The sequence below is a fragment of the Sanguibacteroides sp. AM78-02pH3A genome, from assembly GCF_027666085.1.
Taxonomy (GTDB): Bacteria; Bacteroidota; Bacteroidia; order Bacteroidales; family Marinifilaceae; genus Gabonibacter; species Gabonibacter massiliensis.
Map to the genome: position 1 here is coordinate 378,084 of NZ_JAQEHX010000002.1, position 25,984 is coordinate 404,067.

Consider the following 25,984-nt stretch of genomic DNA (forward strand, 5'->3'; position numbering starts at 1 on the left):
GGTTTTGAAACAGGTAAAAAAAAATAGATGGCTGGATTTGATATAAGAAGCGGGAATGTTCCTGAAAGTGAGAAAGAGTTGGAGAAGGCGTTACGCCCCTTGACCTTTCGTGATTTCCAGGGACAAAAAAAGATTGTGGATAATTTAGAGATTTTTGTACAGGCGGCCAAAATGAGAGACGAGTCGTTGGATCATGTCTTATTACATGGGCCTCCCGGGTTGGGAAAGACAACTTTATCTGCCATTATTGCCAATGAGTTGGGAGTAGGAATAAAGATTACCTCCGGACCGGTGCTGGATAAGCCGGGCGATTTAGCCGGCTTACTGACTAATTTGGAAACGAACGATGTCCTTTTTATTGACGAGATTCATCGGTTGAGCCCTATCGTGGAAGAGTATCTCTATTCGGCCATGGAGGATTTTAAAATCGATATTATGATCGATAAAGGACCGGCTGCCCGTTCCGTACAAATACAATTGAATCCTTTTACCTTGATAGGAGCCACTACCCGTAGCGGTTTACTGACGGCCCCTTTGCGTGCTCGCTTTGGTATTAACAGTCATTTGGAATATTACGACCTGGATATTTTGACGGGAATTATCGAACGTTCCGCTTCTATCCTGAACGTGAAGATAACAAGCCAGGCTTCGAAAGAGATTGCTTCGAGAAGCCGAGGGACACCCCGTATCGCGAATGCCCTGTTGAGGAGAGTACGCGATTTTGCGATGGTAAAAGGAAATGGTGTTATCGATCATGAGATCACTCAATATGCTCTTGAAGCTTTGAATATCGATAAATTCGGTTTGGATGAGATGGATAATAAAATTCTGCTGACCATTATCGATAAGTTTAAGGGAGGTCCTGTCGGATTGACAACCATAGCTACTGCCGTAAGTGAAGACCCCGGCACGTTAGAAGAGGTCTATGAACCTTTTCTGATTAAAGAGGGGTTTCTGAAAAGAACTCCCCGGGGACGCGAAGTGACGGATCTGGCCTATAAACACCTAAAAAAGGACCAGGTAAAGAATGATCAACCTACGCTTTTTTAGACAATTAGCCATGCAAACGTTATATGGTTAAATTGTGTTAATAGTAGGAAATGTTAAAATTGAATTGTTAAATTTGTGGTATGAGAAAACAACAGATTATCATATTGGGTGTTGTGTTTGGTCTCTCGTTATTTGGATTAATTCTGCTTCAGACAAGCTATTTTCAGACCGCCTTTGAAGTAAAAAAAGAGCAGTTTGATTATACCGTCAATAAAGTGATGGATGAGGTTGTTGATTATATCCGGGGAAAAGTGAAGATGAATCGCATTGCAGAGGGGAACAATCTGTTGAAAAGTTCAGAGGATGGTGTAGAAGATACTCGAATGTACGTGGATCCGAAGCGGAAAATCGCTTCTAAGAACGATCCTAATTTGATGTTTAGTTCTGTACTGAGTTTGATTGATGATGACTCGGATGTGCAGGATGTCAGTGATTTTGTAGGTCGTAAGGTAACCAAAGATAATTTATCGACCTCTCTTGCAAAATTGCAACAGCAGATTAAGGAACGTTTGGGAAAGGATTACGTGCTGGTCGTAGAGGAGGGGAATAAACCGGAACGAATGATAGAGGGCAGGATGGATGTGAATGATTTGTACGGTTTTATCGGAAATGCTCTGATCGATAACGGTATTCGTAGCTCGTTTGAGTTCGGGATAAAAGAGAATGGAAAGTTCGTGTTGGCCTCTAAAAACTTTTTAAGCCAACAGGATCGATATTGGGATAAGAGAATTTTCCCGGGTGAAAAAGGAGGAACGGTACTGTATTTGAGGTTTCCTGATTTGGCAGGAGATGCGGCGAGTTCTTTGTGGATGTTGTTACCCAGTATATTGATCACATTCGCTTTGTTGTTTTGTTCTGTATTCTGTTTAGTGGTTATTATTCGTCAGAAAAAACTATCGGTAATAAAGAATGACTTTATTAACAATATGACTCATGAATTTAAAACCCCGATAGCGACGATCTCTTTGGCTTCACAGATGTTGAAGGACGGAGCTGTAACGAATACGCCGGAAACCATTGACCGGGTCGCTACCATTATTCGGGACGAGAGTAAACGTTTGACTTATCAGGTGGAACGGGTGTTGCAAACCGCTCTTTTTACGGAAACGAGGATGAAGTTAAAATTGAAAAAGATCAATATAAATGACATTATAGAAGATTTGTTACCTAAATTTATCTTGCGGGTGGAGGATAAAGGAGGTAAAATGTTCGGTCACCTGGAGGCTGAAAATGACGAAGTATTGGCCGATGAGGTTCATATAACGAACGTCATTTCTAATCTGGTTGACAATGCTATTAAGTATTGTATCCGGGCTCCGGAGATCTCAATCTATACGCGAAATAGGAATCATGAGATTGTTATTAGTGTGATTGATAATGGCATAGGAATTGCTAAGAAAGATCAAAAATTGATCTTTGAACGTTTTTATCGCGTGTCGACAGGAAATTTGCATGACGTGAAAGGTTTTGGGCTGGGCCTTTCGTACGTGAAAAAGATCGTGGAAGCACACGGAGGAAACATTGACGTGGAAAGTTCCCCGGATAAAGGGAGCTGTTTTGACATTATTTTACCATTAACATCAAAAAAACAAAAGGTAAAGAGAACCTTATTTTTCTAATTTCGTATATTTTTTCAGAGAATTTAAAACGATATAGAGAATTATTTAAAACAACATAGCTATGGATGAGAAAATTAAAATTTTATTAGCAGAGGATGACACAAACCTCGGCATGCTGCTTAAAGAGTATTTAAGAGCTAAAGGTTTTGACACCGTTTTATGCGAGGATGGAGAAGTCGCTTACGAGACTTTTTTAAATCAACCTTTCGATATTTGTATATTTGACGTGATGATGCCGAAGAAAGACGGTTTCACTTTGGCAAAAGACGTACGACAAATTAATAGCGAGATTCCAATCATTTTCTTGACGGCAAAAACGATGAAAGAAGATGTGTTGGAAGGATTCAAATTAGGAGCTGACGATTACATGAGTAAACCTTTCAGCATGGAAGAGTTGCTTTTGAGAATCGAGGCCGTATTGAGAAGATCGACCGGTCTGAAACCGGAAGATGAGCAAGAGATCTTTAAGATCGGTAAGTTGACGTTCAACTCTAAGAAGCAAACTTTGTTTGATGGAGAAGAGGAGCAAAAACTGACCACGAAAGAATCGGAATTACTTCGTTTGTTATGCTTGAATGTAAATAAAGTATTGGAGAGAAACTTTGCTTTGAAGAACATTTGGGCGGATGACAACTATTTCAATGCAAGAAGTATGGATGTTTATATCACCAAATTACGTAAACACTTGAAGAAAGATCCTTCTGTGGAAATTATCAATGTTCACGGAAAAGGATATAAATTGATCCTTTGATGTCTGATAAATGAATAAAACGGGTCTCGTTTTCGGGACCCGTTTTTTATGGTGTTTATTTTACCGGAATCTTATCTATTCTCCGTTGATGTCTTCCGCCTTCGAAGGCTGTCGATAAGAAGGTGTCGATCACGTTTTGAGCCTCTTCGTAGGCTATGAAACGAGCCGGAATACTGCAAACATTGGCATTGTTGTGTTGACGCGCCAAAGCTGCCAATTCCATATTCCAGCATAGGGCACAACGGATTCCCTGGTGCTTGTTTACTGTCATGGAGATACCGTTTCCGCTTCCGCACAGGACAATTCCTTTTTCGTATTCTCCGGATTCCACGCTGACGGCCAACGGGTGTGCCGTGTCCGGGTAATCCATACTTTCGGAAGAGTGAGTCCCGAAATCTTTCACTTCATGTCCCTCCTCCCGAAGGTATTTAACTAATCTCTCCTTGTACTCGTAACCTGCATGGTCACATGCTATTGCTATTTTCATACGATAAATTAAAATTTCCGTTTAACGGATGATTATACGTTATATTTTTTGCAAAGGTAAGAAACATTTAGACTTCTGTGATCAAGAGATGATGTGAATTAATCACTTAATCGGGTAATCGTTTCGAACTACCGTACGATTAGAGTCTGCACATATCTACCGGTTTTTCTTTTTGAGCGTCTGTTACGGCAAGGGTGGTCATGTATACGATATCCCGTACGCTGCACCCCATTTGCAGAATATGTACCGGCTTTTTCAATCCTAAGAGTACCGGGCCGATGATTTCGTTGCTTCCTAATTCCTGTAATATGCCCAAAGCGATACTTCCGGAACTCAGGTTGGGGAAAATGATCGTGTTTACATCTTTATCCGCTAATGGCGAGAACGGATATCGCTTTTTTCTTAACTCTTTATTGAAAGCAACGGAAGCTGACATTTCTCCGTCCACGATGATTTCCGGGTATTTTCGATGTAAAACTTCGATGGCTTCTTGTATTTGTGCCGGACTTCCCAAGTGGTATTCTCCGAAATTGGAGTAAGAGGCTACGGCAATAATAGGTTCTACGTTAAATTGTTTCACGGCCTCGTAGGTGAGGACGGTGACGGATTCTAACGTATCGGCAGAAGGATGGCTGTTAACGGTGGTATCCGCCAAAAAGTAAGTTCCTTTTTTATGGGTAACGATATGCATCCCCACGGCGTATTTGCAACATTCCCGTAAACCGATGATGTCTTTGGCAGCCCGTAGTACATGGCGATAATCGGAGTGAATGCCGGATATCAGTCCGTCCCCGTCTCCGGATTCGACCATCATCAATCCGATAAAATTCGAATTATGCATTAATTCTTCGGCCTGTTCGGCGGTGATCCCTTTTCTTTGCCTCAGCTTATAATAAGCTTGCGTGTATTCTCTTATCTTCTCTTTTTCTACGGCCGGATCGAAAATCGTTAATTCGTCGATCTTCAGATGAAGCTGTTTTTTTAAATTCTCAATTTCGGTTGTATTTCCGATAAGAATAGGATGTGCTATTTTTTCCGTAACGATTTCCTGTATGGCCAATAGTACTTTTATATCAGCACCTTCTGCAAAGACAATACGTTTGGGATCTGTTTTGGCTTTTCCCGTCATGCGTCGCATAAGGCGGTCATCCTCTCCGATTCTTTTCTCGAGTTGTTCCTGATAGGCTTCCCAATCGGTAATTGTCTTGCGGGCGATTCCGGATGTTATGGCAGCCCGGGCTACGGCCGGAGCAATACGACTGATCAAACGGACGTCTAAGGCTTTTGGAATGATATAATTCCGGCCGAATGCGATGGAAGGATCGTTATAGGCCATCTTAACCTTTTCCGGTACGGGTTCTTTGGTTAATCGGGCTAAAGCATAAACGGCCGCCAATTTCATCTCCTCGTTTATTCCTTTGGCTTGAACGTCTAATGCCCCTCGGAAAATGTAAGGGAAACCCAATACGTTATTAATTTGATTGGGATAATCCGAACGACCTGTCGCGAAAATAATGTCCGGACGACTATGTATGGCTTTCTCGTAAGAGATTTCAGGATTGGGGTTGGCCAAAGCAAAAACGATAGGGTCATTACCCATGCTTTGAATCATTTCTTCTGTCAAAATGTCGGCCACGGATAAACCTAAAAATAAATCCGCTCCGACTAAGGCTTCCTGTAAAGTTTGTAGAGGCGTGTCTGTAGCGAACTCTTGTTTTTCACTGTTTAAATCTTTTCTATCGTTTCGGATAACGCCTTTACTGTCACACATGATCAAATGCTCTTTCTTCACTCCCAATGTCAAATAAAGACGGGCACAAGAAATAGCAGCCGCTCCGGCACCGTTAACAACGACTTTTATCTCCTCGATCTTTTTGCCGTTAAGTTCCAAGGCGTTTAATAGTCCGGCTGCCGATATGATAGCGGTTCCATGCTGATCGTCATGCATAACGGGAATGTCTAATTCTTCCTTTAAACGTCGCTCTATTTCAAAGCATTCGGGAGCTTTGATGTCTTCTAAATTTATTCCGCCGAAAGTCGGAGCTATGGTTTTAACCGTTTCGACGAACTTATCCACTTCTTTCGTGTCGACCTCGATATCGAAAACATCTATGTCTGCAAAAATTTTAAATAAAAGTCCTTTTCCTTCCATTACGGGTTTACCGGATAGAGCTCCGATGTCTCCTAAACCTAAAACGGCTGTTCCGTTGGAGATGACGGCGACTAAATTGCTTTTGGCCGTGTATTTGTACGCTTCCGTCTGATTTTTTTGAATTTCGAGACAAGGCTCCGCTACTCCCGGGGAGTAAGCCAATGATAAATCGTGTTGGGTACTATGTGGTTTTGTCGGGATGACCTCGATCTTTCCGGGACGTCCTGTCGCGTGATATTGTAAAGCTTGTGTTTTTTCAATAGAATCCATAATCTAACTTATTTGTATAAATGTAAAATTATCCGGATTTGTTTTAAACGACAAATAGAATGTGTTAATGAAATGTTAAAGTCAAAATATTAACGCAGGTTAAAAGAGGTTATTATTAATTTAGCCGAACTAAAATAGGTAGAATAGATAATGATGAAATTTGGGTTAATAGTTGTATTGTTGGTGTCATTCATATCTTGTACCAGAAATCAAAGGGTTGTTGTTGATTTTAATCTTGTTGGAACTAACGAACATCGATTCGTATTATCCGTCGATACTACAGAATACAGGGTTGACGTGGATGATAAGGGACACGGTCGTATCGTGTTAAACGAGTTGGGGTATGGTGTGTTGAAGTACGGGAAGGATCGGATTCCTTTATTTTTCGAAAGTGGAAAATCGTTGTCGATTTTTATTTACGGGAATAAGGTTCGTCAAAACGTTCGTTTTGAGGGGGATGGGGCTGCCAAGAATATTTATCTGAATAGCAGAAGATTTCAGGAAGGATCTCTTGACTATGCTTTGGGGGAGAGAGATTTTTTAAATCAGTTGAAAGATCATATCGCCAGCCAATGTGAACATTTGGATTCCATGTCTTTTGATCCGGAATTTACGAAAATGGAGCGAGAGAGGATAAAATTTACGACCTATACCGTTTTGGAAAATTATCCTTTATACCATGCCTGGAGTACCGGAAACAAAGATTTCCTACCCGATACGGCTTATATGGATTGTATTAGGGCTTTGATTTGGGAAGATGAAAAATTAATGACATTGAAGGAGTATAAAGAAGGGATGGCTTCTTTGGTCTCTTTGATCAGTACCTATCGTATTCAGGAGTTTGATGCTTATAAACGGGTTATGGCTCAATTTGATTACGTGAAAAAAAATTTGAAGAATAAGGTATTGATAGAGTATTTGATTGATCGTTTTGCTTACAATTATTTAGTCGGTTCCGGTATTGACGAACATACGGAAGAGATAGTCGCTGTTTATGATTATTATGTTAAAGATTCTGCTCTTAGGAAACATTTTTATGATTTTTATAACCGATGCGCCCGGATTGTAAAAGGGTGTCCCGCTTTGGATTTTACCTATACGGATCAAAATGGAAATATCGTTCGTTCCCTTGATTTTAGAGGGAAATACCTTTTATTGAACGTATGGGCGACCTGGGGAGCGCCTTGTCGGATTGAAAGTGTGGCATGGGATAAGTTGGTAGAAAAATTCAAAGGTAAAAAAATAGCTTTTGTTTCTATATCCTGTGATAAAGATAGAGGAACTTGGGAACGCTTTTTAAAGGAGAAACACACGTGTGATATTGAGCTCCATATGGGAGAAAATCGGGAATTGATGGATTTTTATTTGATTCGCGGAATCCCTCGTTTTATTTTAATCGATCCGGAAGGAAATATCGTGGATTCTGATTTTTTGCGTCCGACCAATCCCGAAACGGAAACGTATCTGAAACAACTTTTTTAATTTACAATCTACCGTCGTCCATCTTTTTTTCATTCAATAAACCACCTAATCTCGGAATCTTTTTAATCTGCAATCGTCCATCTCTAAATCCCTCAATCGTCATATCTCTCAATCATCATGATTTACTGAACCAAGGGATGACCTCTTCATTTTTTAAAATGTGAATGATGGTTTTCCCGTCGGCCGTATAGTTCGGATGTGTACAGGCAAAAAGACTATCGAAAAGGTCGTTCATCTCTTGTTTGTTCAATATTGTATCGTAGTTTAAGGCTGCGGCTTTTGCCAATGAAAGTGCGATCCGGTCCTGCATTTTTTCGCGTATGGAACCTTCCGTATTTTTGTAGTGTTCGATTAAGTTAATCAGGACCTCTTTGCCCCGTGCATGTGAAAGATCGGGAGGTGTCGTGTAAACGGCATAACAATTTTTGCCGAATTCGCCTAATTCGAATCCTAATACGTTCAAGTCGTTGAGAATCTCTTTTACCAGCAAGAAGTCATCTGCTGATAGTTCCAACGTTTCCGGAAAAAGACTCTTCTGGCCGCATACTTTCTGTTGTATCAACGATTCGCGATAGCGTTCGAAGAGTACCCGCTCATGGGCTCTTTTCTGATCTATGAACATCAGTCCCGAATGAACCGGGGTAACGATATAACGGCCTTTCATTTGGATAAAAGAGATCACTCCCTCGTGCTCTTCCTGCTTGACGGCCATTTCCGGAATTTCTGTTTGTATGACCTCTTCTTTTTCTTCTAATCCTTGAAAAAGGGCATCCCAATTAGCCGGTACCCGTTCTTTTTTTGCTTGCTCACGCGTATATTCTTTGGGAGAAGAAGCGGGGCGCTCGAAATCGGAATCCTCTTTTGAAATGGAGGTTGCATAATTGAACGGATTGTAATGGGGGTTGTAACTTACTTTCGGTACTTTGGGGATGATAGGTGTCGTTTCCGGTGAAAAATCGACTTTTCCCTCCGTGTCGAAATCGATTGTAGGGGTAATGTTGAATTTTCCCAAAGCCTCTTTTACACAAGCTAAGATGATTTGAAAAATAGCGTTTTCATCCTGGAATTTTATTTCTGTTTTTGTCGGATGGATGTTGATATCGATCATGGAGGGATCTATCGTGAAATAGAGAAAATAGGAGGGAATCGTATCCGGGCTGATTAAACCGGAGTAAGCTTCTAACACTGCTTTGTGGAAATAGTTGTGTTTCATGAAGCGGTTGTTCACGAAAAAATACTGTTCCCCGTAACTCTTTCTGGAGTGTTGTGGAGCACACACGAAACCGTTGATCGTGATAAAACCGGTTTCACAACCCACCGTGATTAACTTGGGATTTATAGTTTTACCGAATGCGTTGACCAAGCGTTGCCGTAATCCGGAGATGGGGAAATTGTAAATCTCATTCCCGTTATTGACTAAAGAGAATGCGATATGCGGAGCGGTAAGGGCTACCCGTAAAAATTCGGTTGTAATGTTTCGTAGCTCCGTGGTGTCCGATTTTAAAAATTTGCGGCGGGCGGGAATGTTGTAAAATAAGTTTTTCACGGAAAGATTGGTTCCCCTGTTGCAATTGATGCTCTCCTGGTTCTTTAGTTCGGAATCGGCAATAAAAAGATAAGTACCCAATTCCTCCTCTTCTTTTTTCGTTTTTAGTTCCACTTCGGATACGGAGGCAATGGAAGCCAAGGCTTCTCCCCGGAATCCCATGGTCCGGATATTGAACAGATCCGTTGCGGTTTTGATTTTGGACGTAGCGTGACGTTCGAATGCCATGCGGGCATCTCTTGGTGACATTCCGCTACCGTCGTCAATGACTTGAATAAGCGCTTTTCCTACATTTTTCAAAATAACCTGAATTTGTGTAGCTCCGGCATCGATGGCGTTTTCCATTAGTTCTTTAACCACGGAAGCCGGACGTTGTACAACCTCTCCGGCAGCAATTTGATTGGCCACGGAATCAGGTAAGAGTTGAATAATATCGGACATAAATTTCGTTTGTTTTTAGTACTAAAATAGTTTGAGAATCAAGTCGAGTTTGTATGTAGCCAAATAAAATATGACCAGTAGAATAACGATCAGGATCAAAAACAGCCGTAAAGAATAGCTCATTGACTTGGCAGGCCTGTTGGCTTTCCTGCGGGCGTATTCCCGTTGAAAACCGGCCCTTACGTCAGGGATATACTCTTCACCGTCTTCTTTTAGACCGAGTTCGGCCCTCATCCTTTTCTCTCGCTCTTTTCTTGCTTCTGCTTCCGGATCCCAATAGCGGGGTTTGAGCTCGAAGCGTTTAGGTTTCGGTTGATTAAAAAATCCCATAATCCATTTAATTTACGGTTTCTTTTTTCGATGATTTACCAAAGTTTTTTGCTATCCAACGGGGAACAATAAAAACGCCTACAAACAGATAAGGATAATAACTAATCAGACGCCATAAGATCGCCATCGCGATAGCGACTCCCGCGTTCGGAAGAAATTCCCCCAAATACTTCGAAAAGACGAATTCGGCGAAACCGCTTCCCCCGGGAGTGGGACTCACCAACATCATGATCCACATCACGAGTTGTCTCGCGAAGATAAGAAAATGTTGAGCCCAGTCATAACGCCCGAACCAAAAAGCGACTAAGATGGCATTTACCACCCAATACCTGGCTGTCCATGAGCAAAAGGTAGCTCCGAAAGTCTTTAACCAGAAACCGAAAGGCATTCTTCGCAATTCAATGGAGTTGCGGATGATATCGCTTCCGGCTTCGTTGGCATCGTGTCTCCATTTTCGTAATATTCTCCATTTGAAAAGCTTCATGATCAGAAACTTCAGACCTCTTGGGTTTTTAAATAGCCCGTAGCTTAAAATGATCAAATAAGCTAATTTGATACCATAACCGATAACGGCAAAGAGAATCAAACTGTCTGCAACGGTTTTGGTCGTATCCGGCATGTACCATAGAGCCTGGTGGTTGACGAATAGCAGAATCAACGGAAACATGATGATGAAATACAATTCGTCTAAAAAGGAGGTAGCCATGACCATGGCCGAACTTTTCCCTACGCCTATTCCCTCTTTATGCACGAATAGAATAGCCAAACTTGTTCCTCCGATAGCTGAAGGGGTAACAGCCGAGGTAAACTCCCATAAGAAAATAATCCGTATGGCTTGGATCCATTTCAATCGGCCGCCCGAAAGTACGCGAATTCGGATTACGTAACCCAGATCCCGAATGATCATACACAAAAAAGCCACGAAAAGCCAGAAAATCGTACTCCAGGTGAAAGTGATCACATCGAAAGCTTTCGGGTCAAATTCCTTGTATAACATATAAGAGACAACAGCTAACCCGATAATGATCGGATATATGATTTTATACGGGCTTATTTTTTTCGTTAACTGTTTATTCTCTTCCGGATTTTCTTTTGCCATAATCAACGTTTTGTCGAGGCTAAATTACTAAAAAAAGTCCAACGGCGTATTATGATTTTTATATTTCCCCTCGAGATTCTAAATTTTTATATAGCACTTAGGTAGCACTTAGGGACGGGGTAAAAGTGCTATTTGGGAAATTTCGTTTTTTTTCTTAAATTTAATATATAGTTAAATTTCATTGCTTATGCCCAGACAGGCTCGTCAACGTTCGGTTTCAGGTATTTACCATGTTATTCAACGCGGTATAGACCAAATTATGATTTTTCGAGACGATGACGATCGCCAGAAATTTTTAGACCTTTTAAAAATAGAGGCCGGTATATCTTTTAAGATATATTGCTATTGTTTGATGGATAATCACATACATTTTATTGTAGAGAGCAACAAGCTTAGTTTTCATGTTCATCGTATTGCTTCGCTCTATGCCACGTGGTTCAATGGTAAATATGGACGTCGAGGTTATCTTTTTCAAGATCGTTTTAAAAGTGAAGTAATAGAAGAAGAGGGGTATTTATTGCGGTGTTTCAAATATATTCTGAATAATCCGGTAAAAGCGGGAATGAGCAGGAGTGTTGCAGATTATAAATGGAGTAGCTATCGTTTGTGTTTTAATAAAGATAATTCTTTTGTTGAGACAAATTTCTTAAGTCTTTTTTTTGATAGTGAAGTGGATATACAAACTTATCTGCGAGAAGGGGAGCAAGAAGAGTGTATGGATATTGATCAAAATTATTTATTGAATGACGGTGAGGTGCAAGTGTTGATAGAAGAAAAACTAAATGGCAAGAAGTTGACGGAATTTTCTGTTGTAGAACAAAAACGAATCTTGCGAGAGGTAAAACAAAATCCGGGTGTAAGGAATCGTCAGCTTGCTCGAATTACAGGGATAGGTTTTAATATTATTCGACGTTTGTAAATAACACATGAGTCCCATCTCTAAGGGCATATAAAAAAATAACAGCCTGCATATCAGACTGTTATTGGTTAACGGGTGGAGAATAACGGATTCTATACTTCTTTGTAATATATTACCCGTTAATGTGTTATTATTTTTCGGGATTTTCGAATCTTTTCATTTTGGTGGGGAAATTGTTTTGCTTGTTATATTATTAATAAGGTTAAAAGTATTTTATCTATATGTTTATTTTTTTGTCCTTTTCCATTTTTCTGTTGTTTATATTTTTGGTTTATGTTGAACTCTATATATTTAATCTACTATGAAACGATTATTGGCATTGTCTATTTGTGTATCCTATTTTATCATTCTTGAAGCATTTGCGCTTGTTGCGATGATTGTTTGTGTTCCTTTCTGTTTTTCCAGTAAATCGCCAGATGCGTTTTGCTTTATTAGAAATTTGTTTTTCAAACATTCTATCATTGTTATGAAATACTTCTATCCCAAGACATATCAAGCTGAAAAAGAGCAAGCCAAAGCCTTTTATGAAAACAAACTATATTTATAATATTAGGTTAATAATTAGTTTTCATTGTTCCGAAAATCCGCTTTCTTGAATAAGTTTGAGTATTTCATCCTCTCTTAATATTTTGGCGTCTTTCCCTGCATCAATTAGTTCCTGCATTTTTTTTAGTTTAACAGGACCACAGTCCGACCCTGCGCATAGTATGTTTGTATATTTTCCTATACTTCGATCAATATCAGCTCCTAGTTCTTTTAATACTATACCTAGTTCATCCCTATTGGGCCAACGTTCATAGTTCCCCGAAATGACCACCTTTTTCTTGTAAAATGGATTATTTTTATTTTGGACATTTTCAAATTCAGGGAATAATAATTCTCGTTGTATGGGGCTATGATTTTCTTTAAATTCTGCGATAGTTTGTTGTGATGATTTTATTGACTGGATGACATCAAAAGGGAAAGTTCCTTCTATTATACGCAAATATATTTCAGCACATCCTTTGGCATCTGATAGTGCATTATGATGAGCTAATGAAATGTTACAGGCCTTGCATAATATATCTAGGCTTGCATTACAATAAGTTTGTGTGTCTATCCATGAAATATTTATATTTTCTGTGATATTATAGTAAGACATTGCTTGTTCTAAACAATGTTTATCAGTATGTGTAGCTCCGTGTGCAATAATAGTATTGTTGATAATTCGTTTTCTAATCTCGGGCCAAATATTTATAAATGATGGTGAATCTTTTGTGTCTGTAGGAAAAATGCCATGAATTATTGAATTCCATTTGAAATATTCATTATTTGGAGGTTGGATAAGTGTGTAATATGTATCAACAATCTTTTTGTTTTTTACGCATGCAATACCTACTGCACAGACGGTTCCTTTATTTGGTGTTGCGTGTTCAAAATCGATGGCTACAAAATCAAATTTATTTTCTTTGTCAGACTCGGGTAGGCTATTTTTTGAAATAGAGTCTAACTGTTTTTCGATTCTTCTTTGTATTTCTGTCAGTAATACAGCTAGACATCCAACCTCTTCGTCAGAACAATATTCAATATTTCTTCTTCGTTGAAAATATTTATTTAGGTCTGTAAAATCTTTACAAGAAGTAACTTGTTTTTCATCAACATTCGGTTTTAGTTGTAAATATCTATTTGTACATTCTTGTCCTAAATTGTCGATTAAATTTTTAATTGTGATCTTCCAAGACTCAACAGATTCTAAGTATAATTTTTCCCATTTAGAGACTCTCTTTAATTCTTTCTCCAGCAATTTTTTTAGATTTGTTAATTCTGGATTGGAAGTTATAAAAAACTCATATTCAATTATCTTTTTTGTTTCTCCGCTCCATGGTCTTTCTTTTTCCGGGGTGAAGAAATAAGCTAATTTATAGGTAGAATACTCGATGAAATCAGAAGTCATGATTTTATTTATTAATATTTAGGTCTCATTTTTCCGAAAATCCGCTTGCAGCGGCATGCATTGCACCGTCGTCCCGGGGGACATCCTCGCTCTTTACTTTTTTCGATAAACTTTCAATAGTTCGCTGTTGGGAAGTTACTGTATCGATTAGTTGACTCATTTTTTCCCATACATCTGTTGGTAGAGTTATATATGTATAATTCTCTTGATGTAACTCTATTTTATTTGTACTATTATTACTAATATTTGTAATATAGGTATTAACAATATCTCCATAAATTTCTTTTAATTTTTTGAGCATATTAGGTGATATATCCTCTTTATTATTTGCTATTCTTGAGATATATCCTTGCTTACATCCTAATATAGAAGCTAATTCAACCTGTGTTATTTTTAAATCCTTTATAAGTCTCTTTATGTCAATCATTTGGAAAAACAATCAAAAATATTTGTAATAATATTTGTTTTATTAGTTATATATTCCTTATATTTGTCTTGCTAAACTTTTAGCAAGTTAGTATAAAGTAATAATATAAACAACAGTAAAAAGTATGAAAAATGAAGAATTGAAAAAGATTAAACAATGGCTTCCCCGGGGGTATGCCCGTAGGATCTTCACGGAAACAGGCATTAGTTTCATGACAATATACGCCACGATGAACGGTAAATCAAATAACAAGAGAGTTCTCGATGCCGCTATTGCTATTGCTAAAGAAGAGAAAGTTAAGGCCGAAAAAGCTAAAAAAGAAGTATCAACCCTTTAATTAACCAAAAATCCCGCTTATGGTCTGGACAACTTTCAGCGGGATTAAAATCTTACATTATGGAAACAAATTTACGACAATTTGGCCAAAGTGCCAATCTTCCAGCCGGAATATTTTCCGGAACGGAGTTATTCGCCCGGAACGGGCAAATGTACGCGATGTACAACGGTACTCGAATGAAGTTTGAAGATTTACCCGGCATGGAAAAACGCAATTTTATACAAATGTATCTCGAGGATAAAGAAGGTCAAGACTTTATCCGGAAGCAATTTGGGATTGTTGGTTTCGAATCAGGATTTAAACAATGGTTGTTTTGCCAGTTTGGTAGCTTGGATGGTGATCCGGATTTTGTCGATGAGAAAATTACTCCGGACCAGTATAATTCGGCCTGCCTGAAAATTGATTGTCCCGGCCGGGGAAAATTTTGTAGCAAAGCTATTGGATTGAAAAGTTACGAGGTTGAAACTATTCGTGAACTTAAAACCGGCAAGACAGCAAAGGAGGTCGCATCTAAACTTAATGTTTCAGAGGCCGCCGTGAAGAGTAGAATCGAGAAGTTGAAAGATCGCTATAATGTTACAAATATTGTCGCCCTAATTGCGATGTTTACGGAATTAGGTGTGTGATTGTTTTGTGTTTTGTTGATCCGGGGAAAAATTATTCTTCCCCGGTAAATGGGAAGAATCCTGGACGGTAAAGTGTAAAGGATGGGCTATTCCGGAAAAGCTAACAGAAGCATCCTGAGGGTTCGAATCCCTCTCTTCCCTCAGTTTCCTAACTTAAAAAAGAAAATTATGACAATAAAGAAATTAAAAGATCTGATTGATGAAAAATGTCGATATCGAGTTGCTGATTTCGAGATCGCTCAAGTAAAAGCGGCCCAGACTGGCTTGCGTGTTATTTTTTCTTCTTTTATATACCATGAACCTACACCATTTATTTGGAAGGTGATTGGTGTTGTACAACGGCCCAATCGAGATCGATTGAGAGTAGAATGGGATTTTGAAGGTCGCGCTACAATTGCCGGAGAACGAACACCAGAATTTGATTTAAAACTTTGTGTGTTATGACAATGTTGACCGGAAGACGTTATGGTGAAACACTCGTTGCATTTTTCACCATGTTACAACTCATGGATAGATATATATTATCGAAAGATAATGAAGGCTATTATCTTAATGTTAAATTACATGGTCATTCGTCGGTCATTCGGGCGAGTAATTTACATGTGCTATATGTCGAGCTTGGAAAATGGCTCGTAACCTTACCTAAAAATTACTGGAATCAAAAAAAATGATCTTATGACTCTATTAGACACTATTATAGTAATGATTGCTTTTTTGGATGTGCTAATGTGTTTAATGCTCCTCGCTTCTTGCATGGTAAAAAAACACTAATTGAAAACGATTTGAAACGATGATTGAAGTATGAAAAATGATAAAATACAATATCTAAAAATACAATTTATGAAAGAGTGGAACTCAACGAGAATAAAGGTATTCGATGAATTATCTGATAATCAATCAATGTTCTGTTGTTGTGGAAAATTAGCGACTGGGCTCCATGAATCTAATTGCAGAAAATTTAACGCAAAAGTTGATGCCGAGACTGTATATAGACTTAGAGAAAAATTAACTAAGAAAACGATTTGAGTATGGTAACAATAACAGTAAAAGATAGCAAATCCAATCAGGAAATGATTTTAAGAATCAGCAATGATAATGACGAAACTGCAACTGTAAATGTGAAATTTAATCCTCCATTGGAAACAGAAAAAGAAGAATATTCTGAATTATGGAATACAATGGCATGTAGAGTAATTAATGTTATTAAAGAAGATTAAAAACGATTTGAAATAATGGAGAAGAAAATAATACGTGTGTTTCCCCGCCGTACGAATGCTACCCCTGATGATGAAAGTGTACGATCGCCACGACTCCGGGCTTATGGGAAGAAGCGGACGAAGTACATATTTCGGTCGCTTTTACATGGGATTTACGCTGGGCAGAATGGGCGGAGAAACAATGGAGATCGGTAGCCCCGGTTAAAATTGGCGGACCCGCTTTCAACTCGCCGGGTGGTTATTTTGTTCCGGGGATGTACATGAAAAAAGGTTACGTGATAACTTCTCGTGGTTGCCCGAATCGTTGTTGGTTCTGTGCAGTACCCAAACGAGAGGGATACGCATTGAGAGAACTTCCGGTGATAGATGGCTGGATCGTGACAGATGATAACTTATTAGCGTGTTCCGATCGGCACATTAAAGAAGTGTTTGATATGCTAAAACGGCAACCGGATCGTCCGCAATTCGTGGGAGGATTGGAAGCTAAAATACTAACCTCGGAACGAGCGAAACAATTAAAAGAACTGCGTCCAGAAAGCCTGTTTTTTGCGTACGATACTCCTGACGATCTTGAACCGCTTAGGCAAGCGGGTAAATACCTATTCGATGCGGGTTTTACAAAAGCCAGTCATGAATTAAGATGTTATGTCCTGATTGGATATAAAGGCGATTCCTTCGAGAAAGCAGAGAAAAGATTGCGAGAGACTTGGGATGCCGGGTTTATGCCTTTCGCAATGCTATACCGAGATTTTAAAGGCGAAGTATCAACGAAATGGAAGCAATTTCAACGGGAGTGGGCTAATCCAATTATAGTAGCAAGCAATTTGAAAATCAATTAGAAAACGATATGAACAAAAGAAAATATACAACAAATCTATATATAGAAATAGAGGATTACATTGCTTTCATTCGAGCATTACGTTGTTATCCATCGTACAAGCTTGCTTGTATTAAAATGTGTTACAGTGAATGTCATGATCGGATATATCGTCATTTTGGGTTCATTCGAGTCACTATCGAATTTGAAATAGAAACGTGTAACTATGGTATTTGTATGTTTCATTTTGGGATGACATTTCAACGAGAACGAAATAAACTAAAATTAATTGGTTGCTAACTAATTAAAAACAATTTGGAGCATGGATGCAAAGAAATACAAGCGAAGAAGTAATATCCTATACCGATTACGGAGAAAGAATATTCGGTGTGATACAAGAGAAATGACTATTTATTTCCCGTACGGAAAGAACCCGTTTGAGATATTACAAATCCGGCAACTTCTATCTGAATTTAATTTCGTTGTACAACATTATATTCCTGATAATAATGAGAATTAAACATGCAATCCCGTGTCACGGTTGTTTTCTTATCGTGCAACCTGCCCGGGGAGATTATAGAAAACGATGTTTCTTGGTAAATAGCGAGAAGGGAGAGTTGTACGAGTTGGAGGATCCAGAGACGGGAGAAATAAGTAAAGCTATACTGTTAGACTATTACACGTATGCTGTCTCTAAAATTCCTGATTCTATATGTTATCTTGCCTACGGCATGGGAAGTAAAGTTATAGTGCCTGCTTTGCAAGAACGTTTCCCGGTGTTAAGAGACAACCACGAGGTTGAAGTTTTAATTCTAAAGAGAATAGATTAAAAATTTAAACGATGCAGATTAAAGAAATTATCGATCGGATAAACGATGATATTGTCGAGGTTTTAAGTCATTATGTCGAATTAAAGAAAAATGGACATAATTATTTGGGTTTATGTCCGTTTCATCCTGAAAAAACCCCCTCGTTTACTGTTACTCCAGCGAAGGGGAAGTTTAAATGTTTCGGGTGTGGTGAAGGCGGAGATGTTATTGACTTTATTAAGAAACATGAAGGAGTTGAATTTCTGGAAGCCGTTAAAATCGCGGCGGCAAAATTGGGAATCGATTTCTCCTGGAAAGAGGATAAGGATTTTAACGAGCGGGAGTATAAGCACCAGGAAGCTTTGCATATTGTTTGTAATTCCGCTTTAGAATATTTTAAAGAGTGTCTTTTAAAATCTACCGAGGCCCGAAAATACATTGAGGATAGAGGTTTTTCGATTGACAATGATTTTGATCTTGGTTACGCTCCTGCCGGTAATCGATTTTTAGCCTGGGCGAGAGAAAAAGGGTTGAGTACCGAATTATTGCTTGAAGCAGATTTGATAAAAAAAGCAGATGATGGACATTTGTACGATACCTTCAGGGATCGTGTAATGTTTCCGATCTTTTCCGCCACGGGTAAACCGATAGCGTTTTCCGGAAGGGTATTAAAAAAGGACAGTAAAAGTCCCAAATATATAAATTCATCCGAATCTCCTATTTACAAAAAAGGAGATACTCTTTTAGGGTTAAATTTTGCTCGTCGCTATATTAAAAATGAAAATAGGGTCTATCTTGTCGAGGGTAATTTTGACGTGTTGAGAATGTACTCGATAGGTGTTCCTAATACCGTTGCTCCTTGCGGAACGGCTTTAACAGACGAACAAATAAATGTCTTATCTCGTTATACAAGAAGTGTAACACTACTTTACGACGGTGATGAAGCCGGGTTAAAAGCCACGGTGAAAAATGCCGAGGCTCTAATTAAAAAAAAGCTGAATGTTGATGTTATTCTTCTTCCAGAAAAAGAGGATCCAGATTCTTATTTCACCTTGTTAGAAAAATTTGAAAAATACAAGGATGAAAATGCCATTGATTACATCGTGTGGAAAGTAAAGCAAAACCAGGGGAAATGTAGGAATCCCCAGTTCAAGTCTGAATTTATGAAAGAAGTTGCCTTCCTGGTTGCGCAGTACGAGGAAACGAGTATTCACGAGGTGTATATAGATTCTTTTACCGAATACGTTAAACCTCGAAAGGCTTGGCAGGATGCTGTTGCTCGATGGTTAAAAGATAAGTCCCCGTCAGAAAAAAGTAGTCTGATTCCTAAAAATATATCGCTTGGAGATTATCAAGAGCATGGCTTTTATATCGATTCTAATTGTTATCATTTTGCTGACACGAAAGGGAAACCTCGCAAGCAGAGTAATTTTATATTAGTGCCTTTATTTCACATCGAAAGCACAATAAACGCTAAACGGACATATGAAGTCGTGAACGAGGACGGGATCCGGAAAGTTATAGAAATTGCACAGAAGGATTTAAACATGATTTCCTCTTTTCGATTAAAAATCGAAAGCTTGGGAAATTTTTGGTGGAATGGTTCTGATTCAGATTTAAATAAACTAAAAATTTGGTTATACAAAAACACTGAAAGTTGCATCGAGATAACGCAATTAGGTTGGCAAGAACAGGGATTTTTTGCCTGGGGAAACGGTATATTTGCCGGTAACGAGTTTAAACCGGTTAACGATATCGGTATTGTAAAACACGAGGGTAAATCCTACTATCTTCCGGCTTTCTCTCGCATCTACGAGAAAGAAAAGAAGTTATTCACGTTTGAGCGGAATTTTATACATTTAGAGGGGAACATAACGCTAAAAGAATACATGAAAAAATTTGTTGATGTTCACGGGGATAACGGGAAGGTCGCCTTTTGTTTTTACCTTGCTTGCCTGTTTCGTGATATTATTGTAAATAAATTTCGTGTGTTTCCTTTGCTGAACATGTTCGGGCCAAAAGGATCTGGTAAATCAGGATGCGCGGAGTCGCTCGCGCAAATGTTTGGAGTCTTGGGAGAAACTCCGAATTTATTCACGGCCACGAAAGCTGCTCTTGGCGATCACGTCGCCGCTGCCGCTAATGCCTTGTGTGTCGTTGATGAATACAGAAACGATATGGAAGTAGAAAAACGGGAATTTTTAAAAGGTATTTGGGGCGGATCCGGGCGAACCCGGATTAACATGGATAAAGATAAAAAGCGGGAGACGACAGCAGTGGATCAGGGTGTTGTCGTCTGCGGGCAACAAATGGCGGATGCAGATACGGCTCTTTTAACTCGGTTTATTTTCCTTGGCTTCATGAATGACACTCACACCCCGGAAGAGAAAAAGAGATATCAGGAATTAAAAGAGATAGAGAAGCGGGGGATAACGCATTTGACTAACCGTATATTAAAGTTACGCTCTTGTTTCACGGATGGTTATTCGGCCGCTCTTAAAAAAACACAGGCGAAAATGGAAGCAATAATGAAAGGCCGTGATATCATGGACCGGATTTTTAACAACTGGATGATGGTTCTTGCCGCTTATACTGCCCTGGAAGATTACCTTGAATTACCCTGGTCATGGGATGAATTAATTGAAAAAGCTTGTGATTTAATGATAGTACAGGGAAAGGAAAGTGAACAAAATGATGATCTCGGAAAATTCTGGAGAGTAATTCAATTCCTCGCTTCTTCTAATTACATTTTCGAGGGAGGGGATTACAAGTTTGTTTACGAGAAAAAGATTAAGCGTATTTATAGCGAGGGTGACTCGTGGAAAAAGGAAGACATTTCATTCAGTGAACCCAAAGAGCTTATTTATTTAAACACGAGTCGAATATTCTCTTTTTATAGAGAAAGAGTGTTAAAAGAGGGGGAGAAGCCGTTACCAGAATCGACAATTCAGAGCTATTTAAAAAACACGAAAGCGTTCATTTGCGATACAAAGAAGGTATATTTTAATCGAGTTGATCCAAAGACAGGGATTCAAGAATTAGACGAGAATAAAAAGAAAAAATACACGAGCACTTCTGCTTTCGTGTTCGACTACTCTCTTTTACCTTTATCAATTCGGAATGAGACGAAAAACGAGGGCACGATAGAGACAGAAAATATAACAACTACTGACGAACCACAACAAAAACTACCTTTTTAAATTCAGCCCGTCTAAACATAGACGGGCTTTTAAATTCCCGGTATCGATAGATGCCGGACCTTTTTTGCTGCATGGCAGCACCAACGTTTATCCTTTTGCTATGCAAAAGGATTCCGTTTTAATTATAATCACAAATGTCGTCGGAATCCCCCCTTCCACCCCCCTTAAAAAAATACCTTTTAGGCAAATGGAAGCATTACAAACCTTGCGAATAATTATAACACGTTATAATTTTCTTGTATTCGCTTACTTTATTTACTTTACTTACTTTATTTCGTTATATGTTATTGTAACTACGGAACTTACACCACGATAATGATGACATATTTACTTACTTTATCTTACTTTACTTACTTTATCTAATACTTATATAGTAAGTAAATAAAATAATCGAGTAAGACATTTGCTGTATAATATACTTAATATCAATTACATATGTAAATAAAGTAAGTAAAGTAAGTAAAGTAGGCAAAATATAGAGTATACATTTATATCGTGGATAATTTTCTCGAAAAAAATAGCTCATAAATTTTTATAATTGGATAAAATTCAGTAACTTATTTATAGTTTTGATTATCATTTGTTTAAATATTATTACGTACAAAAGTATAATCGTACGAAAAAAACGGAGTTTTTGGTAAGGATTAATTGTTGCAAATGGTACTCTTTAAACAGGTAAATTGTATTAAGTCCTTCGTTATTTCGGCAATATTTAGTATATTTATATCATAAAATCAGATAGTTATGAGTAATGTTATCCTAACTTTAAATTTAAAACCCTACCTCGAGGATTTTTGTCGTCACGAGCTAAAAACGGACAAAGAAGGTAATATTATCTTGTCGAGACATAGTGATATCGGGAAAATGATATTCTCGCATATACTGACTTCCGGATCCGCCCCGGCTAAACCGGTGTTGGATCACCCGGTTAAATTCTTGCTTCTCACGAACGCTTATAATACTGCTTTTATAAAATATCGTTTTTGTTTTGTCGACAAATGGGGCGAGCAAAAGATAAACGATTATCTCGAGGCTGAATTTCGGCAGAGGATACGTCTTATTTTCGAGGCTGGCTACTCCCGAAAATGTAGCCAGAAGGAAATCATAGAAGCGATAATGGAGGAGTATAATATCAAAAATTGTGCTTTGAATTACGAGACAATTAAAAAATCTGACTATCGAAACCAGAAAAAAGTTCGTAAAGCGTTATATGATGTTATTAAATCTATTGTATACTAAGTAATTATAAAATATTTCACGCTTTTTGCTTGTTTGTTTAGTAAAAAGCGTGAAAGAGCGATTAAAAAATACGGGATGAAAAATTTTTCAATAATAAAAAGCATCGAGGTTGCTCTTTTAAGGAATTGCAAATTACCAGACTATAAATTTTCCACTATTGCTCGAGAAAATATATTACGCCCTGGTTATCGTTTCATTAACATACCGGGGATAAAAAAAGAATCTTCATCTTTTGTTGAAACGGAAAAAGAGAGTGAAGGTGGTTTTTATTTCGAGAAAAGTGTTAAGCTTGATATATCAAAACTTCGTCCGGAAGTCTCCTCCTTGTTAGATCAGGTAAGTAATAACAAGTTAGTTGCTGTTATCACGGACGGGAACAATATTTCTCATCTTGTATTCCCAGTCAAGCGAATTATTAAAAGAACAATCCCGGGAACGGTTAAAAAAGCAAATGTTACGTCTATTGAATTTTCCGGTAAAAGCATGTATGAATCTCCTTTTGTTATTTAATATATCGTCCTTTCAATTCGATCTTTCTTGTCGTAGTATTGTTTATTGATAATCAATAAAAAACGTAACAATACTATGAATAAATCTTATTACAAGATACAATACAAATCCGAGATAGAGGCAGATGTTTTAATTTACGGGGTGATCGGTGATAGTTGGTTCGAGGAATCGATAACGGCAAAAAGATTTGTTTCGGAATTTAAAGAACTCGAGAAAACGTGTTCAAGGGTTAATATTCATATTAATTCCCCGGGTGGAAGTGTTTTTGACGGTCTCGCGATATTCAATGCAATTCAACAATCGAAAGTTCAAATACATACCTACAATGATGGTTTAGCTGCATCGATGGGGGCAATTATCCTATTGTCCGGGGGTACGGTTCATTCCGCCAAAAACGCTCTTGTTATGTTACACTCCCCGATGGGGGGCGTGTATGGAACCGAGAAGGATATACAAAACTATCTTTCCGTGCTGGAAAAGGTTAAAGGGTCGCTTGTTTCTTGTATTAGTTCTAAATCTGGGGCAAAGCCGGAAGATATCGAGAAAAAATATTTTGACTTTGCCGACCATTGGCTTACGGCGGAAGAGGCAAAGAACGAGGGTTTTATCGACGAGATAGAGAGTAACGAGGCTAAAGTTCCGGAAAATGTCTCGAGCATGTCTTACACGGACATCGTTAACGAGTTTGATTCCCTCATGCGTTCTCCACGTCGTGTAAACATCCTAAGCTGGTTTAATAATCTATTTGATAAGAAAGAAAACGAGATGAATTTAAGTGAGTTAATAAAGGTGTGTAACCTCGATAGCAATTCGACCGAAGCGGATGTGATTGCTTTTGTACAAACACTCGTGTCTAATTCAACAGAATTGGAGACGGTTAGAAATGATCTGGAAACGGAACGTGATTCCCATGCTGAAACAAAAAATCAGTTGGATGAAGCTAAAAAACAGATTGAGAATCTGAAAAATGCCCCGGGGGATGAAACTATTGACGTGACAAAGAAAACGGACGATGATAGTTCACGGGTGACATCTGACCGGTTAAGTAAAGACGATATCGAACTTTTTAAAAACATTTGATTTATGCCTAACACGATTACTGAAAAACTTGTTGGTTCCGCGGAGAAATACCGGAAACAGCTTTTACAGCTCCCCGCGATAGGGGTCAGCGACGCCCTAATCCACATGACTCCTCGCCCGGGAGTTAGTCACAAGGAAACTACCGGTTGGATGACGGGAGATTTTGAACTTCGCCCGTATACTGGCGAAAAAAACGCGGGGAAAAATATTGGTTTGGATGCTCGTACCATTGAAACGTTTCTTGGTTCTTGTGTCGAGGAATTTGACCCGAACATTCTTCGTGATACTATTTACGCGCAACTTTACGCTAAAGGTGGGAAAATCGAAGATGCCGAGATTCATAAGGGGATCCTGATGAAAATCATGAAAACTTTATTGAAAAAATTGAATAAAAATCTTTTTTCTGCGGTTCGAAAAGATTCAGGGACGACGACTTCCGACCTGTTTAATGGTTTTGATACTATTACAAAAAAAGAGATCACGGCAGGAAATATTGCGGCGGCAAAAGGAAATTACAAGGAAATAGAGATTGTTACCGCGCAAAATGCTGTTGACATTCTAAAATCTGTTTACCGTGCTGCATCTGATGAGCTTAGAAACGAGGAGAGTAAATTGTTTATCCCGCAGACCGTTTACGATGCTTATTGTGATGATTACCAAACAACTGTTGGGGCTGCTCCTTATAATAAAGCGTTTGAAAAAACATTTTTGGAAGGTTCGCAAAACATGTGCGAGTTAGTACCTCTTGTATCTAAAAAAGGATCTGACTATTTCCAATTGACAACGAAAGATAACATGTTATACGGGTACGGTAATGGTGTCGAGAAAGAAACTGTACGTGTTCGAGAGGGAGATAACCCGTTTTTGTTGCAGTTTGTTGCCGCTATGTTTTTCGGTGTAGAGTACGAATACATCGGGGAAGAGAAATTGTTGATTGCAGAACAAAAAGCTCCGGTAAATACCGGCGCGTAAGAAAGGAGGTATATATGTCTTTTTATGCGGATTTAGTTTGGGAACAAGGAAAAAAGAATCTTCCAGGGTTGAAAAGCGTGGCTTACTTTATTAATAAAAGTAAAATTACAGCGTGGCCTGTTCTGGAGGATAGTGAAAATGCTGCCGGGTGTAGCACGTACAAGGGTGATTTTACCCTGTTGGAGGCTGCAAAATGGAATAAAGTTGATGTAATCCAGCGAAAGAACTCGCTGACTTCCGAGCCCCAGGGGGAGAGGGAGTCCACGACGGTTTTAAATAAACTTAGCGTTAAACATGCCGGAACCGACGAGGAAGCTATCTCCTTGCAACGCTATGGAAACCGGGAAGATCTCGTTTGGCTAATTCAGGATATGAATAGTAAAGATAAATTCCGTGTAGTCGGTAGCGAGATCTTTGACACGATCACGAAAATTTCGCTAAATCTCGGGTCCGAGGCGACAAGCGAGAAAGCCACGACAATTGAGGTCGAGGCAACGGATGAATGTTTGCCATTTTATACCGGTAAGATTGTGACGGCTGACGGGGATATTAATGCCCCGGTTGCACCACCTTCCGGGGGAGCGTAAATGATTATATTTTAAATTAAAAGCCTGTCATGAGCGTGACAGGCTTTCGTCCTTTAATACGATTCTCCTCCTTTTTAATTTTAA

At 38.7% G+C, this 25,984-nt stretch carries 26 protein-coding genes and 1 tRNA gene; 20 read left to right on the forward strand and 7 right to left on the reverse strand.

What is annotated here, in order from left to right; translation table 11 throughout:
* Positions 1-27: 27 nt before the first annotated feature.
* The 3 genes from ruvB (at position 28) to rprY (ending at position 3,420) form a co-directional block, all read left to right on the forward strand.
* The gene (gene ruvB / locus PGR74_RS04375) at positions 28-1,050 is read left to right on the forward strand and encodes a Holliday junction branch migration DNA helicase RuvB (RefSeq protein ID WP_041505198.1); all 1,023 of its coding nucleotides are present in this window, start codon (positions 28-30) and stop codon (positions 1,048-1,050) included.
* Positions 1,051-1,130: 80 nt separating this feature from the next.
* Positions 1,131-2,669 carry a sensor histidine kinase gene (locus tag PGR74_RS04380; protein ID WP_041505197.1) on the forward strand — a complete coding sequence of 513 codons (1,539 nt, stop codon included), beginning with the start codon at positions 1,131-1,133 and terminating at the stop codon, positions 2,667-2,669.
* Between the two features lie 61 nt (positions 2,670-2,730).
* Positions 2,731-3,420, forward strand: coding sequence for a response regulator transcription factor RprY (gene rprY, locus PGR74_RS04385; RefSeq protein ID WP_041503374.1), 690 nt, complete (start codon positions 2,731-2,733; stop codon positions 3,418-3,420).
* Between the two features lie 55 nt (positions 3,421-3,475).
* On the opposite strand, the gene rpiB is transcribed toward rprY, so the two are convergent.
* Both rpiB and PGR74_RS04395 read right to left on the reverse strand, forming a co-directional pair.
* A complete protein-coding gene (gene rpiB / locus PGR74_RS04390; protein ID WP_041503375.1) occupies positions 3,476-3,907 on the reverse strand; it encodes a ribose 5-phosphate isomerase B in 432 nt (143 codons plus the stop codon).
* Positions 3,908-4,046: 139 nt separating this feature from the next.
* Positions 4,047-6,329 carry an NADP-dependent malic enzyme gene (locus tag PGR74_RS04395; RefSeq protein ID WP_041505196.1) on the reverse strand — a complete coding sequence of 761 codons (2,283 nt, stop codon included), beginning with the start codon at positions 6,327-6,329 and terminating at the stop codon, positions 4,047-4,049.
* Between the two features lie 150 nt (positions 6,330-6,479).
* On the opposite strand from PGR74_RS04395, the gene PGR74_RS04400 reads away from it, so the two are divergent.
* Positions 6,480-7,811, forward strand: coding sequence for a TlpA family protein disulfide reductase (locus tag PGR74_RS04400; protein ID WP_270516778.1), 1,332 nt, complete (start codon positions 6,480-6,482; stop codon positions 7,809-7,811).
* A gap of 115 nt (positions 7,812-7,926) precedes the next feature.
* On the opposite strand, the gene mutL is transcribed toward PGR74_RS04400, so the two are convergent.
* The 3 genes from mutL to PGR74_RS04415 are packed head-to-tail and all read right to left on the reverse strand — an operon-like array spanning position 7,927 to position 11,227.
* Positions 7,927-9,798, reverse strand: a complete 1,872-nt coding sequence (gene mutL / locus PGR74_RS04405) for a DNA mismatch repair endonuclease MutL (RefSeq protein ID WP_270516779.1) — start codon at positions 9,796-9,798, stop codon at positions 7,927-7,929.
* Between the two features lie 21 nt (positions 9,799-9,819).
* Positions 9,820-10,128: a hypothetical protein gene (locus tag PGR74_RS04410; RefSeq protein WP_041503379.1), complete on the reverse strand. Its 309-nt coding sequence runs from the start codon at positions 10,126-10,128 to the stop codon at positions 9,820-9,822.
* 7 nt (positions 10,129-10,135) lie between these two features.
* A complete protein-coding gene (locus tag PGR74_RS04415) occupies positions 10,136-11,227 on the reverse strand; it encodes a lysylphosphatidylglycerol synthase transmembrane domain-containing protein (RefSeq protein WP_041505193.1) in 1,092 nt (363 codons plus the stop codon).
* A gap of 187 nt (positions 11,228-11,414) precedes the next feature.
* Here PGR74_RS04415 and PGR74_RS04420 point away from each other — a divergent pair, with 187 nt between their 5' ends.
* Both PGR74_RS04420 and PGR74_RS04425 read left to right on the forward strand, forming a co-directional pair.
* Complete coding sequence (locus PGR74_RS04420) at positions 11,415-12,146, forward strand: transposase (RefSeq protein WP_041505192.1); 732 nt, start codon at positions 11,415-11,417, stop codon at positions 12,144-12,146.
* Between the two features lie 301 nt (positions 12,147-12,447).
* A complete protein-coding gene (locus tag PGR74_RS04425) occupies positions 12,448-12,693 on the forward strand; it encodes a hypothetical protein (RefSeq protein WP_041503382.1) in 246 nt (81 codons plus the stop codon).
* A 21-nt stretch (positions 12,694-12,714) separates the two neighbouring features.
* Here the strand turns inward: PGR74_RS04425 and PGR74_RS04430 are convergent, their stop codons facing one another.
* Both PGR74_RS04430 and PGR74_RS04435 read right to left on the reverse strand, forming a co-directional pair.
* On the reverse strand, positions 12,715-14,079 hold the full coding sequence (locus PGR74_RS04430) for an exonuclease domain-containing protein (RefSeq protein WP_052634576.1): 1,365 nt from the start codon (positions 14,077-14,079) through the stop codon (positions 12,715-12,717).
* A gap of 25 nt (positions 14,080-14,104) precedes the next feature.
* Positions 14,105-14,506 carry a helix-turn-helix domain-containing protein gene (locus PGR74_RS04435; RefSeq protein ID WP_041503383.1) on the reverse strand — a complete coding sequence of 134 codons (402 nt, stop codon included), beginning with the start codon at positions 14,504-14,506 and terminating at the stop codon, positions 14,105-14,107.
* A gap of 124 nt (positions 14,507-14,630) precedes the next feature.
* Between PGR74_RS04435 and PGR74_RS04440 the strand changes: the two genes are divergently transcribed.
* The 14 genes from PGR74_RS04440 to PGR74_RS04505 all read left to right on the forward strand — a co-directional run bounded on the left by PGR74_RS04440 (position 14,631) and on the right by PGR74_RS04505 (position 25,900).
* The gene (locus tag PGR74_RS04440; protein WP_041503384.1) at positions 14,631-14,843 is read left to right on the forward strand and encodes a hypothetical protein; all 213 of its coding nucleotides are present in this window, start codon (positions 14,631-14,633) and stop codon (positions 14,841-14,843) included.
* A gap of 59 nt (positions 14,844-14,902) precedes the next feature.
* Positions 14,903-15,469: a helix-turn-helix transcriptional regulator gene (locus PGR74_RS04445; RefSeq protein WP_041503385.1), complete on the forward strand. Its 567-nt coding sequence runs from the start codon at positions 14,903-14,905 to the stop codon at positions 15,467-15,469.
* A 50-nt stretch (positions 15,470-15,519) separates the two neighbouring features.
* Positions 15,520-15,610, forward strand: a tRNA-OTHER gene (locus PGR74_RS04450).
* A 27-nt stretch (positions 15,611-15,637) separates the two neighbouring features.
* Positions 15,638-15,913, forward strand: coding sequence for a hypothetical protein (locus PGR74_RS04455; RefSeq protein WP_146216418.1), 276 nt, complete (start codon positions 15,638-15,640; stop codon positions 15,911-15,913).
* A gap of 584 nt (positions 15,914-16,497) precedes the next feature.
* On the forward strand, positions 16,498-16,686 hold the full coding sequence (locus PGR74_RS04460; RefSeq protein WP_041503389.1) for a hypothetical protein: 189 nt from the start codon (positions 16,498-16,500) through the stop codon (positions 16,684-16,686).
* Between the two features lie 67 nt (positions 16,687-16,753).
* On the forward strand, positions 16,754-16,891 hold the full coding sequence (locus PGR74_RS04465) for a hypothetical protein (RefSeq protein ID WP_235375063.1): 138 nt from the start codon (positions 16,754-16,756) through the stop codon (positions 16,889-16,891).
* 49 nt (positions 16,892-16,940) lie between these two features.
* Positions 16,941-17,525 (forward strand): hypothetical protein, encoded by a 585-nt coding sequence (locus PGR74_RS04470; protein ID WP_235375064.1) that lies wholly within the window; start codon positions 16,941-16,943, stop codon positions 17,523-17,525.
* A gap of 487 nt (positions 17,526-18,012) precedes the next feature.
* Entirely contained in the window at positions 18,013-18,333 is a 321-nt protein-coding gene (locus PGR74_RS04475; RefSeq protein ID WP_041503391.1) for a hypothetical protein, read from the forward strand.
* Between the two features lie 11 nt (positions 18,334-18,344).
* On the forward strand, positions 18,345-21,512 hold the full coding sequence (gene dnaG / locus PGR74_RS04480; RefSeq protein WP_052634578.1) for a DNA primase: 3,168 nt from the start codon (positions 18,345-18,347) through the stop codon (positions 21,510-21,512).
* Between the two features lie 744 nt (positions 21,513-22,256).
* Positions 22,257-22,751 carry a hypothetical protein gene (locus tag PGR74_RS04485; protein ID WP_041503392.1) on the forward strand — a complete coding sequence of 165 codons (495 nt, stop codon included), beginning with the start codon at positions 22,257-22,259 and terminating at the stop codon, positions 22,749-22,751.
* A 75-nt stretch (positions 22,752-22,826) separates the two neighbouring features.
* The gene (locus PGR74_RS04490) at positions 22,827-23,261 is read left to right on the forward strand and encodes a hypothetical protein (protein WP_041503393.1); all 435 of its coding nucleotides are present in this window, start codon (positions 22,827-22,829) and stop codon (positions 23,259-23,261) included.
* Between the two features lie 75 nt (positions 23,262-23,336).
* Positions 23,337-24,341: a head maturation protease, ClpP-related gene (locus tag PGR74_RS04495; protein ID WP_052634580.1), complete on the forward strand. Its 1,005-nt coding sequence runs from the start codon at positions 23,337-23,339 to the stop codon at positions 24,339-24,341.
* Positions 24,342-24,344: 3 nt separating this feature from the next.
* Positions 24,345-25,313: a hypothetical protein gene (locus PGR74_RS04500; protein WP_041503394.1), complete on the forward strand. Its 969-nt coding sequence runs from the start codon at positions 24,345-24,347 to the stop codon at positions 25,311-25,313.
* Between the two features lie 14 nt (positions 25,314-25,327).
* The gene (locus tag PGR74_RS04505) at positions 25,328-25,900 is read left to right on the forward strand and encodes a hypothetical protein (protein ID WP_052634582.1); all 573 of its coding nucleotides are present in this window, start codon (positions 25,328-25,330) and stop codon (positions 25,898-25,900) included.
* Positions 25,901-25,984 lie beyond the last annotated feature (84 nt).